This window comes from Vibrio sp. dhg, from assembly GCF_003443775.1.
Lineage (GTDB): Bacteria > Pseudomonadota > Gammaproteobacteria > Enterobacterales > Vibrionaceae > Vibrio > Vibrio natriegens.
Genome location: NZ_CP028943.1, coordinates 973119 through 987796, shown reverse-complemented (window position 1 = coordinate 987796; position 14678 = coordinate 973119). Strand labels below are relative to the sequence as shown.

At 45.5% G+C, this 14678-nt stretch carries 12 protein-coding genes, 5 tRNA genes and 1 other RNA gene; 9 read left to right on the top strand and 9 right to left on the bottom strand.

Translation table 11 applies throughout. The features are described from left to right. Positions 1-26: 26 nt before the first annotated feature. The gene (locus DBX26_RS04655) at positions 27-1433 is read right to left on the bottom strand and encodes a glycoside hydrolase family 1 protein (protein WP_014231252.1); all 1407 of its coding nucleotides are present in this window, start codon (positions 1431-1433) and stop codon (positions 27-29) included. A gap of 124 nt (positions 1434-1557) precedes the next feature. Here DBX26_RS04655 and DBX26_RS04650 point away from each other — a divergent pair, with 124 nt between their 5' ends. Next, positions 1558-2466, top strand: a complete 909-nt coding sequence (locus tag DBX26_RS04650; protein WP_118118016.1) for a LysR substrate-binding domain-containing protein — start codon at positions 1558-1560, stop codon at positions 2464-2466. Between the two features lie 76 nt (positions 2467-2542). Here DBX26_RS04650 and ffs read toward each other — a convergent pair. After that, an RNA gene (gene ffs, locus DBX26_RS04645) (signal recognition particle sRNA small type) lies at positions 2543-2639 on the bottom strand. A 147-nt stretch (positions 2640-2786) separates the two neighbouring features. Continuing rightward, the gene (locus DBX26_RS04640) at positions 2787-3530 is read right to left on the bottom strand and encodes a hypothetical protein (protein ID WP_014231250.1); all 744 of its coding nucleotides are present in this window, start codon (positions 3528-3530) and stop codon (positions 2787-2789) included. Positions 3531-3777: 247 nt separating this feature from the next. Between DBX26_RS04640 and DBX26_RS04635 the strand changes: the two genes are divergently transcribed. Further along, positions 3778-4080, top strand: coding sequence for a DNA base-flipping protein (locus DBX26_RS04635; protein WP_014231249.1), 303 nt, complete (start codon positions 3778-3780; stop codon positions 4078-4080). Between the two features lie 47 nt (positions 4081-4127). Here the strand turns inward: DBX26_RS04635 and DBX26_RS04630 are convergent, their stop codons facing one another. Further along, a complete protein-coding gene (locus DBX26_RS04630) occupies positions 4128-4562 on the bottom strand; it encodes a YbaY family lipoprotein (protein ID WP_020332801.1) in 435 nt (144 codons plus the stop codon). Between the two features lie 229 nt (positions 4563-4791). Between DBX26_RS04630 and tesB the strand changes: the two genes are divergently transcribed. Beyond that, positions 4792-5652, top strand: a complete 861-nt coding sequence (tesB, locus tag DBX26_RS04625; RefSeq protein ID WP_020332800.1) for an acyl-CoA thioesterase II — start codon at positions 4792-4794, stop codon at positions 5650-5652. Between the two features lie 63 nt (positions 5653-5715). Here the strand turns inward: tesB and DBX26_RS04620 are convergent, their stop codons facing one another. Next, complete coding sequence (locus DBX26_RS04620) at positions 5716-6189, bottom strand: Lrp/AsnC family transcriptional regulator (protein ID WP_065299310.1); 474 nt, start codon at positions 6187-6189, stop codon at positions 5716-5718. Positions 6190-6322: 133 nt separating this feature from the next. On the opposite strand from DBX26_RS04620, the gene DBX26_RS04615 reads away from it, so the two are divergent. After that, positions 6323-7417: a PLP-dependent cysteine synthase family protein gene (locus DBX26_RS04615; protein WP_118118014.1), complete on the top strand. Its 1095-nt coding sequence runs from the start codon at positions 6323-6325 to the stop codon at positions 7415-7417. A gap of 79 nt (positions 7418-7496) precedes the next feature. On the opposite strand, the gene DBX26_RS04610 is transcribed toward DBX26_RS04615, so the two are convergent. The 3 genes from DBX26_RS04610 to DBX26_RS04600 form a co-directional block, all read right to left on the bottom strand. Next, positions 7497-7814: a DUF1244 domain-containing protein gene (locus DBX26_RS04610; RefSeq protein ID WP_014231244.1), complete on the bottom strand. Its 318-nt coding sequence runs from the start codon at positions 7812-7814 to the stop codon at positions 7497-7499. Positions 7815-8054: 240 nt separating this feature from the next. Next, positions 8055-11168, bottom strand: coding sequence for a multidrug efflux RND transporter permease subunit VmeF (gene vmeF / locus DBX26_RS04605; protein WP_020336162.1), 3114 nt, complete (start codon positions 11166-11168; stop codon positions 8055-8057). After that, entirely contained in the window at positions 11168-12262 is a 1095-nt protein-coding gene (locus DBX26_RS04600; RefSeq protein ID WP_024372700.1) for an efflux RND transporter periplasmic adaptor subunit, read from the bottom strand. The genes vmeF and DBX26_RS04600 overlap by 1 nt, the downstream gene beginning before the upstream one ends. Positions 12263-12544: 282 nt before the next feature. Here DBX26_RS04600 and DBX26_RS04590 point away from each other — a divergent pair. The 5 genes from DBX26_RS04590 to DBX26_RS04570 all read left to right on the top strand — a co-directional run bounded on the left by DBX26_RS04590 (position 12545) and on the right by DBX26_RS04570 (position 13312). Beyond that, positions 12545-12629: transfer RNA gene (locus DBX26_RS04590), tRNA-Tyr, on the top strand. Between the two features lie 86 nt (positions 12630-12715). Further along, positions 12716-12799 (top strand) — tRNA-Tyr (locus tag DBX26_RS04585). An 86-nt stretch (positions 12800-12885) separates the two neighbouring features. Beyond that, positions 12886-12970, top strand: a tRNA-Tyr gene (locus DBX26_RS04580). Between the two features lie 86 nt (positions 12971-13056). After that, a tRNA-Tyr gene (locus DBX26_RS04575) sits at positions 13057-13141 on the top strand. Positions 13142-13227: 86 nt separating this feature from the next. Beyond that, positions 13228-13312 (top strand) — tRNA-Tyr (locus DBX26_RS04570). 430 nt (positions 13313-13742) lie between these two features. Here the strand turns inward: DBX26_RS04570 and DBX26_RS04565 are convergent. Continuing rightward, positions 13743-14618 (bottom strand): Tim44 domain-containing protein, encoded by an 876-nt coding sequence (locus DBX26_RS04565; RefSeq protein ID WP_014231241.1) that lies wholly within the window; start codon positions 14616-14618, stop codon positions 13743-13745. Between the last annotated feature and the right edge of the window lie 60 nt (positions 14619-14678).

The following is a 14678-nucleotide window of genomic DNA, read 5'->3' as shown; positions in this document are numbered from 1 at the left end:
ACGACCGAAGCCCCCTATAACTCATACTATGCCTTTGGTGGAGTCAGCGCTTCACCATTGGTTTGAATCACATTTTGATACCAGTAAAAACTCTTTTTCTTTAAACGATTTAACGTGCCTTGACCGTCGTTATCACGGTCTACATAAATCAGGCCGTAGCGTTTTGACATCTGTGCGGTTGAAGCACTGACTAAATCAATCGGGCCCCAGCAGGTGTAACCCATTATTTCGACCCCATCCTGAAGCGCTTCACCAACCTGATACAAATGGTCATTGAGATACTGAATTCGGTAATCATCCTCAATCTCTCCATTTTCATTGACGGTATCTGCCGCACCAAGACCGTTTTCTACGATGAACAATGGCTTTTGGTATCGGTCATAAAGTAAGTTCAAAACAATACGCAATCCTTTAGGGTCGATTTGCCATCCCCAATCCGTTGACTCCAGATACGGATTGCTTCCCATTTTGAAAGCTTCCTGATCCGTCATCTCTAGGTTTTCGTTCTGAACACTGACACAACCCGTCATGTAGTAACTGAATGAGATAAAATCGACGGTCTCTTTTAACGCCTTTTTATCTTCATCCGTGATATTAAGAACAACGCCCATTTCTTTGAATTTACGCATCATATAGCCCGGGTAGTAACCACGGCTTTGTACGTCTCCGAAAAATAGCCATTCGCGGTTCTGTTGCATTGCTTCAAACACATCATCCGGATGGCTGGTTAATGCATACTGAATTGCGCCTAACATCATATTACCGATCTTGGCATCTGGCAGCAGCTCATGACAGACTTTGACTGCTTTTGCACTGGCCACCAACTGGTGATGTATTCCTTGGTAAAGAGCCTGAGCATCACTGCCGCGTGGAATTCCGGCCCCCGTGAACGACTCATGTAATGTGGCATTGATTTCATTGAATGTCAGCCAGTACTTAACACGGTGTCCAAATCGGGAGAATACCGCGGTAGCGTAACGCTCAAAGAAGCCGATGAGTTCTCTGCTTGTCCAGCCGTGATATTTCTCAGCCAAATGCAGAGGCATTTCATAGTGAGATAGCGTAACGACTGGTGTAATGCCGTGCTTTTCGAGCTCATCAAAAATTTTGTCGTAATAAGCCAGCCCCAACTCATTAGGCTCTAATTCATCACCCTTGGGAAAGATTCGGCTCCAGGCAATCGAAAGGCGAAAACACGTAAACCCAAGTTCAGAGAACAGCGCAATGTCTTGTGGGTAACGGTGATAAAAATCAATAGCAATGTCTTTGATATTAAAGTCACCATCCTGTCGGTGCTTTAGTTCCCCGAACGATCCAAAGGGTTGTATATCGGATGTCGACAGTCCCTTACCATCCGCATTATACGCACCTTCAATTTGGTTTGCGGCCGTTGCCCCACCCCACAGAAATTCATCGGGAAAACGAAAAGACATAGCTTGCTCCTTGAAACTGACAATTAAAATCACATAAGACAAGCTAATTAAAAAGGAATATTTTGATCGTAACAACTCAATTCGAGTACAGTATGAATTAGCTGAACTAATAGATAAGAGCAAAATGGAAAACAAACAGCACGTCGTCTCAAACCTGTATACCTTCAACGTTGCCGCAAAGTGTTTAAGCTTTACCAACGCGGCCGAAGAGTTGCACTTAACTCAGGGAGCGGTAAGTCAGAGAATTAAACAACTGGAGCAGCAGTTAGGCTTCAAGCTATTTGTCCGGCTGACCAGAAAGCTGGAGCTGACGGAGGAAGGAAAACGACTATACGAAACAGTAAGCGGCTCTTTTTCTACCATCTTTTCTGACATTGATGATATTCGCTTTAATGAGCTCACCGGAGAGCTATATATCGGGGTCGCACCAACGTTTGCCCAGTCATGGCTTTTACCTAAGCTGGCAAATTTTCAGGATCGCTATCCTAACCTGAACTTAAAAATCAGGGTAAAAGCCAGTCACCTCGACTTTCATCACGAGCCAGTGGATTTAGCTATCTACTACAGCCGCGAACCCCAATCTGATATGCATAACGAAATGCTGTTTGAAGAGTACCTTACTCCTGTTTGCACGCCGTTATACGCAGAAAAGCATAAGATTACGGACCAAGTGAGTAGCTTAGCTAACGCCAATTTAATCCATTGCACAGAGTCTATTGATTCAGCCAATTACGATTTTGAATGGCAACATTGGCTCAAACAGCAAACAGAACCAATTGCCCCAAACGCCAATTACTATGTCTTCAACCATGGTGAGATGGCGGTATCTGCGGTTAAAAAGCATATGGGCGTAGGCATGGGACGTGTCGCGCTCATTCAGCCTTATCTTGATAGCGGTGAATTAATCGCACCATTTGGTGTTATTCCAGCCGACATGAAGTACTTACTTATTTGCCCGAAAGGAATGGAAGAACGCCCACGTTTCAAGGCATTCACATCGTGGTTACGGAGTCAGTTAGTTGAAGATCATTAAACGATTCAACGTTGCAAGAAGCAAAAACGAAAAAAGCCTGCAATGTATTTAAACACTGCAGGCTTTTCAATGGGTGGGACCCCAGCCACATCCCGGCACACAAGTCACACGCTGCGGCTGCTTCCTTCCGGACCTGACCGAGTTCACGAGCTATTGTTGCGAGAGGACCAGAGCCCCATAATTCTTTTGTTGAGGGCTTGCCTCAAACGATGGGGCGATTATTCAGTATCGGACCTCATAATGCAAGGGCAAAAACCTTTAATTTCACCAATTAGCGATCGTTTGAACAAAACTCGGTCAATCTAGGATCTACTGAGAACCTACAGCTCTGCTTGCTCATCACCGCTGCGCAGGATGTAATCCGTCATCCACGCCGTACCCAATAAACAGATCCAAACAACAAAAACGGGCTTAGGCACATCGGTCGCAGGGCTGACAACCAACGCGGCAAAACCAACTGTCGGAAGCGTCCAACAAAGCAGCTTACTCCAGTGAATGGATTGCTTTATCTTTGTCAGTGTCTCCATTGAGGCAAGCATACCGGTCAGACAGAGTGCAACCAATGCGGCATAGGTTAAATCTGCCACCCACAGAGGTAATAACAGCAGCAATGGCCACCAGCTGTGCTTATTCGAAGCCTTCCAATGAGTAATTGCCCACCACATGACGATGACAGCAAGCGTCTGCACAACGGTTACTGATGCTGAACCTGCCAATTTCCCACCCTGCTGGGTGACCATAATGCCGACTTGCAAGGTCAATACAATTAACCCGGTGGTGAGTAATACACCAAGAGAACTACGATGAGAGAACACCACCATTAACAGTGGGAATAGAATTAACACCCCAATAGATAACGCGATGGGCTGCATCGAGAGTGTGGCTCCGTATGCCATCATGGCACCAAGCAGTACTAAACCCGCTAGTCCGCCTTGAGGGAGTAGCCATAATGCAGGGATCATGAGAGCGAGAACAGGGAGTTCACCGCCACTTAAACTCATTGCTCTGGCACACACTACCGCGAGTAGAATCGTGATAAAAAACTGGATTGTAGAAAAAATCATAGCGCCTCCTGGCTTCCCCACCAACTTTGGAACTCAACGACAAATAAAGCACGAACTCGTTCGTCGTTAAGTGGGTCTAGACATCATTTTGAATCTCACAGAGTTCACCAATATCGTTACTGCGCTGCAAAAATGTAACGGCGTTCAAACGCGAAAAACTGGGGTGCTACACGCGTCAATAACTAATGGCGAAATACTGGCCGTCTGTATTACCATTCCTTGGTAATACACAACGGACACTTTGAGTATGGACCAATTCTTAGCGCAAATCTTTGCTGTGATTCACCAAATTCCATCTGGGAAAGTCTCGACTTACGGGGAGATCGCAAAAATGGCAGGTTATCCCGGCTACGCTCGGCATGTTGGTAAAGCATTAGGTAACTTACCGGAAGGCAGCAAGCTGCCTTGGTTTAGAGTCATCAACAGCCAAGGCAAGATTTCATTAAAAGGTCGGGATCTGGATAGGCAAAAAGCCAAGCTTGAGGCAGAAGGGATAGAAGTGTCTGAAATTGGAAAAGTATCGCTCAGAAAATACAAATGGCAGCCTTAACTAAAGCTGCCATCTTTTGTTCGCTTGGTTCTTTTATCGAACGTAAATTAACGAACACCAACCAATCGGATGTCTACCTGATGAGTTTGTGCTTCATCAGTAATAACCGCGTGATGGGTATCGCTGATGAAACGCAACTTACCGTCAACTTCAATACGAGCACGAACGCTGTATCTATGCTTCGCTTGAATTTCATTGCTGTCGTAGCTAAGTTCAAAAGCAATAGGAACTTGTTTACCTTCAGTGTTAAAGGTTTGCTTAGCGATGACTTTTGATGGTGCATCCGCCAGAGACACATCTTCTAGAGATACGCTAACCAAAGCATTTGGCGGTAAAGCAATACGTTCACGGTAAGCCACTGTACCTGTAATGGTCTTCATTGACACCTCAGCAGAATCCACTTCTGTTGTTTGAGAAGTTTGGCAACCCACAAGAGCAGCACCAAAAAATAAAGATGTAACAAGCAATAGTGTTTTTTTCATATATTCCTCAGGATGAATATTAAACCAAGGTAAGTATACGGCCGAATCACGAGGCTGTCTTTGATTAGTTACTTGATTTAACAATAGTTTGACGAACTCAAGAGATACCAACCATTTGATTTTGTTTCATATTTGTTACAAGGTATACTCTTAGTAGTTTAAGATCCACTTCACAGACCTGTGGGAAATGGGTTAACTTGATGTTCAACACACACGGTGAGGAGACACAATGAGTAAACCACTAAGAGAGTTGCTCAGCCTGCTACAACTCGAACAATTAGAAGAAGGCTTGTTCCGCGGACAAAGCGAGAACTTAGGTTTACCTCAAGTGTATGGTGGTCAGGTGATTGGACAGGCACTTTCTGCCGCTCGTTACACCGTAGAAGAGACACGCACTGTACACTCATTTCATAGCTACTTTCTCTATCCGGGCGATTCTGAAAAACCGATTATTTACGACGTGGAAAACCTGCGCGATGGGCGTAGTTTTAGTACCCGCCGAGTTAAAGCGATTCAAAATGGCCGCCCTATTTTCTACCTAACGGCTTCCTACCACGGCGATCAACCTGGATTCGACCATCAGAAAACCATGCCTGATATTCCGGGACCAGAAAACTTTCCTTCCGAAAGCGAGCTGGCAAGCCATATTGCGGAATATCTGCCTGAACGGCTGCGCAAAACGTTTTGTGGTGAAAAGCCGATTGAGACGCGACCAGTTACGGTGATTAATCCGCTAAAGCCCACCAAAGCCGAGCCTAAACAATACCTTTGGATTCGCGCTAATGGTGAAATGCCAGACAACCAGCTGATCCACCAGTACTTGTTGGCTTACGCATCGGATTGGGGCTTCCTAGTTACTGCGTTACACCCACATGGTGTTTCTTTAATGACACCAAACTTCCAGGTGGCAACCATCGACCATTCTATCTGGTTCCATCGTCCGTTTAAGATGGATGAATGGTTGCTTTACGCTATAGAAAGCCCGACCGCGAGCCACACTCGTGGACTGGTTCGCGGAGAAATCTACAACCAACAAGGTCACCTGGTCGCAACAGCGGTTCAAGAAGGCGTGATGCGTTACACGAAATAGATTGGCTTTTAAATACGACAAAGGAGCGGCTCGCGCTCCTTTTTAGTAACGGGTTGCCGTTGATTAAATACGGCCAATCGGGAGCTCTGTGGTGTACTTGATCGACTCCATGGCAAACGTAGAGGTCACATTTGAAAGCCCTTTCACACTATTCACCAAACGCTTATAAAACTTATCAAAGCACTTCATGTCTTTGACCAGCACTTTCATCATGTAATCGTACTCACCCGCCATTCGATAGAATTCCATGACTTCGGGGAAATCACTCACCGTAGTAACAAAATGGTGATACCACTCTTCAGAGTGATCGATGGTCTTAAGTTGCACAAACGCAATGAACGACAGATCCAGTTTTTCCGCACTTAACAGCGCAACTCGCTTTTCAATGAACCCATCTTCCTCCAGTTTCTTAAGGCGCTTCCAACATGGCGTTGTGGTGAGGTTAACCCGTTCAGCCAATTCGTTTAAAGACAGTGTTCCGTCGGTCTGGAGTAAAGCAAGTAACTGCTTGTCAATTTTATCTAAATTATTTTCCATAAAGCCTAATTTAAAGAGAATTTATTTCTACAAAATAATCATCATCAAACAAATATAGCAAAGTTTTTCTCCCAGATTATAGGTAAATTATTTTCAAACAAAACCTAATTTATCACTTCCAAGGAGAGACGCTATGTGTACTGACCACCAGTGGATCAATAATGCAGTACGTAAAATTGAAGCGGATTTTCAACGCTCTGCAGACACTCATCTGTTTAAATTCGACCTTCCTTCTCTTGATGGTATCGATATCTACTTGAAAGATGAGAGCACACACCCTACTGGCTCATTAAAACACCGTTTAGCGCGTTCTCTTTTCCTGTATGCGATTTGCAATGGCTGGATTGGCCCTGAAACTACCGTCATTGAAGCCTCGTCAGGAAGCACTGCAGTGTCTGAAGCCTACTTTGCGCGTCTGCTTGGCCTGCCATTTATTGCCGTTATGCCAAAAAGTACGGCCCGAAAAAAAATAGAACAAATCGAGTTTTATGGTGGTAAAGCCCATTTAGTCGAACGCTCAGATCAAATCTATGACGAGTCCCGACGTCTCGCAAAAGAGTTAAACGGACACTACATGGATCAGTTCACCTATGCGGAACGTGCAACTGACTGGCGTGGGAACAACAACATTGCAAACTCGATCTTTAGCCAAATGAAGTTAGAAGACCATCCCATTCCAAGTTGGGTGGTTATGAGTCCGGGGACAGGTGGCACATCGGCAACCATAGGTCGATTTATCCGTTACCAAAAATATGAGACGAAATTGTGCGTTGCTGACCCTGAAAATTCGGTGTTCTATGACGCTTTCCAGTCCGGAAATTCGAATTTGAAGTGCGAGAGCGGAAGCAAAATTGAAGGCATTGGTCGCCCTCGGGTAGAGCCTAGCTTTATCGCTGGCGTGGTCGATGAAATGCGCAAAATACCAGATACGGCAAGCGTAGCTACCGCACACTGGGTTTCTCACTTGATCGGTCGCAAGGTAGGTGCTTCTACGGGAACCAACCTGTATGCGGTGCTTCAGCTTGCTTGTGAAATGAAACTGCGTGGTGAAACGGGATCTATCGTGACCCTGCTGTGTGACTCTGGTGACCGCTACTTGGATACTTACTTCAATATGGAATGGGTTAAGACAAACATCGGCGATATTCAGCCTTATCTAACCCAGCTCGAAATTATTCAGGCGAAAGGCTGTGTTGAGCCTGCATGCTGTGAGCCGGTCATCGCCTAAAGAGGCTAAACAACGAGATAGGAAAAACAAAACAGCCCGCACGACGCGGGCTGTTATCTATAAATGTCCGTTTATAGCGCTATTTTTTCTGACGCGCTTCAAAAGCCGCTAGCTGCTCTGGTGTCGCTGCTGGTTGGTGGTTTTGCTTCCACTCATCGTAAGTCATACCGTAAACACGCTCACGAGCATCATCAATGTCTAAATCGACACCCAGTTTTTCTGCCTCTGCGGTGTACCACTTGCTAAAGCAGTTACGGCAGAAGCCCGCGAGGATCATTAAGTCAATATTCTGTACGTCTTTATTTGCATCCAGGTGGGCTAAAAGACGACGGAATGTCGCTGCATCAAGTTTATCTTGCTCTTCTTGCGTAAGATTTTTGTATTTAAATTCAGCCACTTTACTTTCCTTCTCGACTATTTTACTTGCTGCTGCCCGCATATGTTGGAGTAACGTAATCGCATCCATCGCTAAAGCGTGAACAACAAGCCCTATTATTGTAAAAATGATTCGTCACACAGGGTAACGCCAAGTTGCCAAAAACACCATTGCGTCATACGCAAAACGGGTTTAGACAAAACAAAAAAGCACCGAATGGAAAATCAATCGGTGCTTTTTGTCATCAACAACTTAGTCTTTCTAAGGGTGAGCAATACGTCCTTTGGTGTCCTGACTCAATGCCTTATTGAGTTCCGCTTCAACATGACCTGGTGCACGCGTATTCGCTGCAATCAATCGGTACATTGCCGGAATAACGAATAGAGTAACCATTGTCGCGAAGCCCATACCAAAGAAAATCACCGTACCAACGGCGACTCGGCTTTCATAACCCGCCCCTGTTGACGAAATCAATGGGATAGCACCAGCTAGAGTGGTAAATGCCGTCATCAAGATTGGACGCAAACGGCGAGCTGCCGCATCAATGATGGCTTTTTCAAACTCAACCCCACGGTCACGAAGCTGGTTAGCGAATTCAACGATCAAGATGCCGTTTTTCGTCACCATACCAATCAACATGACCATACCAATCTGGCTGTAAATGTTCATGCCCTGGCTCATTACGATTAAGCCCAAGAAGCCACCAAATACCCCCATTGGAACGGTAAACATCACCACCAATGGGTTGACGAAACTCTCAAACTGAGCCGCCAGTACGAGATAGGCAACCAGCAAGGCCAGTGCAAAAACAACCGCTACGCTGGACTGATTCTCTTTAAAGTCTTTTGACTCGCCAGAGTAACTTACTGAGATATCTCCCGGTAGAGAATCAATCGCTTCTTGGTCAAGGAAGTTCAGCGCTTCACCTAAGGTATAGCCTTCTGACAAGTTCGCCGTAATGGTGATTGATTTTTGCTTGTTGTAGTGAGACAGACGAATGGAAGCGGCTACCTCCTCTATTTTGGTAACCGTATCAAGCGTCACTAGCTCACCACTATTGGTGCGCAAGTAGATCTGGCTTAGATCTGCCGCATTGTTAAAGCTATTCTCGTCACCGCGCAGATACACGTCGTATTCTTCGCCGCGATCGACATAAGTTGTCTCACTTTTACCGCCTAACATAATTTCAAGCGTATCAGAGATGTCTTTCACGCTGACACCGAGTTCCGCTGCACGCTGTCTATCGACGGTCACTAATAGTTCAGGCGTCTTCTCAGAGTAGTCAATCTCTGCGCCTTCCATCATTGGTGACTCTTCCGCTTTGTTTTTCAGTGCTTCAGCCCAGACCAGCAGCTCATCATAATCTGAGCCGCCCAACACAAACTGAACGGGTTCGCTTGATCCGCCGCGGAAACCAGGCATGAATGGGAACACACGCACGTCAGGAATTCCGGCTAACGCGCCACGCACTTGACCTAAAGCCTGTTGAGCAGTGATGTTTCGCTCGTTCCAATCTTCCAGAATCATGATGACAAAACCCGTTTGGTCACCCGCCTGACCTCCAAATGCCGGGGTTTGGATACTGAATGATTTAAGGAACCCTTGCCCTAATAACGGCATTAGTCGGTCTTCGACAATATCCATGTTCGCGGACATTCGGTTGTACGAAGTCGCATCGGCACCACGAACAAAGGCAAAAATCACACCTCTGTCCTCTTGTGGCGTCAACTGCGCAGGAACCTGATTCATCAGAACATAACTGCCGCCCATACAAGCTAAGATAACCAAAGGCGCAATCCAACGTACTTTTAACGCGCCTTTTAATGCACCACGATAACCAGCCTCAAGCTTGGCGAACATACGATCGACGGTTTCATTGAAACGATTTGGTTTGACGTTCGCTTTTAGAATCTGACTGCCCAATACTGGCGTCAACGTCAGTGCTATCAGCGAAGAAAAAATTACCGACATCGCCAGCAATACTGAAAATTCGGTAAACAGCAAGCCAACCATGCCATCCATAAAGGAGATTGGCAGGAATACCATCACAAGAACGAACGTAGTTGCGACAACCGCAAAGCCAACTTCTCGAGTCCCTTTGTAGGCGGCAAGCAACGGAGACTCTCCCCGCTCTATGTGGTGGAAGATATTCTCCACGACCACAATGGCGTCATCGACCACCAGACCGATGGATAGAATCAACGCCATTAGCGTGATCAAGTTGATAGAGAAACCGAAGTAATACGCGGCGATGAAAGACGAGATCAACGAGACTGGCACCGTCACCGCTGGTATTAACGTCGCTCGAGCCTGACCAATAAAGATATACAGCACCAGAATCACCAGACCGCCGGTAATAAACAGCGTGCTATACACTTCTTCTATCGAGCGCTCGATAAACACCGTCGCATCATAGTCAATCGCAAGGCGAGTACCTTCCGGTAAGAATTTCTGGATATTATCCACTTCAGATCGAACACGTTCAGCCACCTCCAACGGGTTAGCATCCGACTGAGGCACTACTCCTAAACTGATGTTTACCACACCATCACTTTTAAACGTCGAGTTTTCGTTTTCCGCGCCAATAAAGACATCCGCGACATCTTTCAGGTAAATTGGCGTACCATTACTCGCGCGCTTAACAACTAGGTACTGAAAGTCTTCTGGTGTTTTATAGGTTCGCGCAGTGCGTACCGACATGACGGTAGAATCATTTCGCACTTCCCCACCCGGACTCTCGAGGTTTTCATTACGCAATGCGGTGGTAATATCCGAAGCCGTCACTGCTCGACCAGCCATAAGATCTGGTTTCAGCTTTACGTACATCACTTTGTACAAACCACCAGAAAGATCGATGGAACTCACCCCAGAAATCAAACTAAAGCGATCCATCAACACGCGCTCTGCATAATCCGTCAGTTGGGTGCGATCCATTTCTGACGAGCTAAGGTTGATATAAAGAGAAGCCTCGCCAGAACCATTGTTCTTATAAACAATTGGGTCATCTGCTTCGTCAGGTAATGAACGCTGAGCTCGGGCAACCGCATCACGTACATCGCTGACGCCAGTGTTGAGATCATACCCGAGGTCAAAGGTGATGGTGATTCGTGAGGAGCTGTTACGTGTTGTCGAACTGATTTCATCAATGCCACTGATACCGGAAAGCTGATCTTCGAGAACTGACGTAATCTGGCTCTCGATGATTGTGGCGGAAGCCCCTTCGTAACGTGTCGTAATTGACACGACAGGGCTTTCGATATCTGGCATTTCGCGTACAGAAAGCTTGCTAAATGACACAAAGCCAAACACGCAAAGCAACATACTCAATACCAATGACGCGATAGGGCGTTTTACGGAAATGTCAGAAAGTAACATTAGTTTTCTTCCTTATCCGAATCGTTACTCTGATTAGTAGAAGTCATTTTTGGCGACTTAAGCGGAGCGACGATTTCTTCGACCTGAACACCATCACGCATGTTAACGATGCCTTGCACCACGATCTTGTCACCGACTTTTACGCCTGACTCAATCACAACTTCGTTGTCCACGCGAGCGCCAAGCAGCACCTCAGTACGTGTTGCTTTGTTGTTTTCATCAATGACGTATACGTATCGCTTGGTACCAGAATATTCCAATGCCTGTACTGGGATAATCGGCGCTTCAATGGCTGGAAACGCTAAAGATGCATTCACCAGCATTCCCGGCTTCAAGCGATTTTCCGGATTATCAAACTGAATACGAACACGTAAATTCAATGTCGCAGTGCTAATACGAGTATCAATACCTGTCACTTTACCGATAAAAGTTTGATCACCCCATGCGCTTGTCTTGGCTTGGACCTCCATACCAACAGAAAGCTTCGACAAGTATCGCTCTGGTACCTGCAGGTCTAATTCCATCACCGAAAGATCATCCAGCGTTAAAAGTTCAGTACCCGCACTGACCATTTTTCCTCGGCTGAAATCAATAAATCCAACAGTCCCGGAGAATGGTGCAGCAATATGGAGATCGGCAAGGTTAGCTTTTGCAGCATCTAAGCGAGCATCTGCAATTTGAACACTGGCTTTCTGAGCATCAATTTCCGTTGGAGTAATCGCATTTCGTGCGACTAATCGCTGAAACTCTTTGAGCTTACGTTGCTCATCTTTAAGGTATGCCTGAGCCTCAACAAGCGCTGCTCTTGCTTTGTCATCATTTAACTTAATCAACAATTGCCCTTGTTGGACATTCTGATTCGCTTTTACGGCAATTTGCTCGACTTTGCCCGACACTTCAGAAGCAACAACTACAGACTCCGCTGCCTCTAATTTACCAATTAGAGATAAAGACTGATTGATTTCATGCGTTTCTACTTGCTCTGTCACAACCGTAACAGCAGTTGGGCCGCGCTGCGCTGCTAAAGTAGTTTGCGATGCCAATAATAGAGAAAGCGTTAAAACAGATAAGGATAAAGTGGCTTTCATATTCATATTCTTAGTCAATTAGCGAATAAACTTAGGTCATTAAACTTCATACAGTTTATCAATAGTTACGAGCCTCAACGTCAAGTAGTGTAAATTCCGGAAGAAATGAGGATTTATTCTGTATAAATGACAAACAAAACGCTGACTTTCTAGCATCTTTGCATAAAAAGACAGCATTCGACGTATAAACGCAAGAAAAATACTTTACAGTCGGAGCGAGTTTGCTATGATTCGCTCCGCACTTGGGAGATGAGTTGGGAAAACAGCTTCTAAGTATAAAAATACCCTGGAGGGGTTCCCGAGTGGCCAAAGGGAGCAGACTGTAAATCTGCCGGCACTGCCTTCGATGGTTCGAATCCGTCCCCCTCCACCATATTTTTTCTGATGTTTATTCCTTTTAAACATTAGAACAACTTGAACGATGTGTTGGGAAATCATCTTTTAAGTATAAAACACCCTGGAGGGGTTCCCGAGTGGCCAAAGGGAGCAGACTGTAAATCTGCCGGCACTGCCTTCGATGGTTCGAATCCGTCCCCTCCACCATATTCTTCTGGTGTTTATTCCTTTTAAACATTAGACAAACTTGAACGATGTGTTGGGAAATCATCTTTTAAGTATAAAAATACCCTGGAGGGGTTCCCGAGTGGCCAAAGGGAGCAGACTGTAAATCTGCCGGCACTGCCTTCGATGGTTCGAATCCGTCCCCCTCCACCATATTCTTCTGGTGTTTATTCCTTTTAAACATTAGACAAACTTGAACGATGTGTTGGGAAATCATCTTTTAAGTATAAAAACACCCTGGAGGGGTTCCCGAGTGGCCAAAGGGAGCAGACTGTAAATCTGCCGGCACTGCCTTCGATGGTTCGAATCCGTCCCCCTCCACCATATTCTTCTGGTGTTTATTCCTTTTAAACATTAGACAAACTTGAACGATGTGTTGGGAAATCATCTTTTAAGTATAAAAACACCCTGGAGGGGTTCCCGAGTGGCCAAAGGGAGCAGACTGTAAATCTGCCGGCACTGCCTTCGATGGTTCGAATCCGTCCCCCTCCACCATATTGAAAAGCCAGCTCATTGAGCTGGCTTTTTTCGTTTTGCCCCTCGTTAACCTACAGACTTATAAACGTTATTTCCCTTCATTAACCTTCTCACTGCTCATTCAGATACTGAGCTCCTTCAACACAGCTAAATACAAAGTAACAGACGGTTATTTATCCCCCTGTGGCTAATACTCATAGTCCAAAATAACAGCAAGTTATTGAGCTAGAAGAAGCATTGAGAACAAGGTGTAAATTGCAGTAACGAGTTTATCGCATTACTAGGCATAACGTGGCTAACACCAAGTGTAACCAAACACATCAATGAGAGTTTTTCTGGTACTGGTATTACTAGACTGCCCACCAAAACTTAATGGTAACTTTCAGGTACAAAAAATCCCGCTATAAAAGCGGGATTTTATTGATACTAAATTGAACGCTGTTGAAGATTAACCTTGAATACCAACAATCAACCAAGGTGCGTTAGGTACCGTTAGATCACGTTCAAGGTGCCAGATATCAGTGATATCTTCTTCGATACCTTCGACAGCATCGCGGTAACGGCCACTAAACTGCAAGCTAAGCTCAGCTTTGTTTGCGTCGTAATCAGCACGAACAATCTCTGCATCAACGTACATCACATCAGTATGCTGTTCGCCATCCAGTTTCGCGCGCTCTGCTTTTAGATCATCAAGTAAGCTCGGAGAAACATATTCTTCAATCGTTTCTAGCTGGTTGTGGTTCCATGCACCTTGTAGGATTCGGTAGTGTTCGCGAGCACCATTCACAAATCCTGCCTGGTCAAAGCCCGGAGGAAAGTTATGTGGAACGTCACTTTGTGCACCGAAGCCACCAAAACCACCAGCATTTACGTTTGGCTGCTGCTCAAAATTTTGAGTGTTCGGCTGTTCGAACTTCGAGCTGTTACCACCAAATGCAGGCTGCTGACGATGCTGATTCATACTGCCCTGCTTCGCAGCCAACATGCCTCGCATCAGTTTAAAGATTAGGAAGGCAATCAAGCCAATAATAAGGATATCCATAAATTGGATACCTTCAAAAGCACCACCAAAGAATGCTGCCAGAAGGCCACCAGCTAAAAGACCTCCGAGTAAACCACCCATCAAGCCTTTCTTGCTTGAAGATTTGGCGGTTTGATCTTTACCGACGGTACTCGTGTTTGTTGTTTGCTTCTGTGTTGGCGCAGGCGCAGTCTTGTAGCTCTTACCAAAAGACTTACCACCACCAAACTTTTTCGCTTCTGCAATAGGTGTTACAGCAACGGTGAACATTAGCAGAGCAACAATCGAAAATATGCGTTTCATCGTTATCCTTACAGTTGACGATAGTTATCCAAGAATGTGCCCAACTGAATCATCATTTCT

What these genes read in the sequence shown, in the direction of transcription:
- DBX26_RS04600 (WP_024372700.1), bottom strand. Translation starts at nt 12,262, where the DNA reads ATGAATATGAAAGCCACTTTATCCTTATCTGTTTTAACGCTTTCTCTA.
- tesB (WP_020332800.1), top strand. Translation starts at nt 4,792, where the DNA reads ATGAGTAAACCACTAAGAGAGTTGCTCAGCCTGCTACAACTCGAACAA.
- vmeF (WP_020336162.1), bottom strand. Translation starts at nt 11,168, where the DNA reads ATGTTACTTTCTGACATTTCCGTAAAACGCCCTATCGCGTCATTGGTA.
- DBX26_RS04620 (WP_065299310.1), bottom strand. Translation starts at nt 6,189, where the DNA reads ATGGAAAATAATTTAGATAAAATTGACAAGCAGTTACTTGCTTTACTC.
- DBX26_RS04615 (WP_118118014.1), top strand. Translation starts at nt 6,323, where the DNA reads ATGTGTACTGACCACCAGTGGATCAATAATGCAGTACGTAAAATTGAA.
- DBX26_RS04655 (WP_014231252.1), bottom strand. Translation starts at nt 1,433, where the DNA reads ATGTCTTTTCGTTTTCCCGATGAATTTCTGTGGGGTGGGGCAACGGCC.
- DBX26_RS04635 (WP_014231249.1), top strand. Translation starts at nt 3,778, where the DNA reads ATGGACCAATTCTTAGCGCAAATCTTTGCTGTGATTCACCAAATTCCA.
- DBX26_RS04630 (WP_020332801.1), bottom strand. Translation starts at nt 4,562, where the DNA reads ATGAAAAAAACACTATTGCTTGTTACATCTTTATTTTTTGGTGCTGCT.
- DBX26_RS04565 (WP_014231241.1), bottom strand. Translation starts at nt 14,618, where the DNA reads ATGAAACGCATATTTTCGATTGTTGCTCTGCTAATGTTCACCGTTGCT.
- DBX26_RS04640 (WP_014231250.1), bottom strand. Translation starts at nt 3,530, where the DNA reads ATGATTTTTTCTACAATCCAGTTTTTTATCACGATTCTACTCGCGGTA.
- DBX26_RS04650 (WP_118118016.1), top strand. Translation starts at nt 1,558, where the DNA reads ATGGAAAACAAACAGCACGTCGTCTCAAACCTGTATACCTTCAACGTT.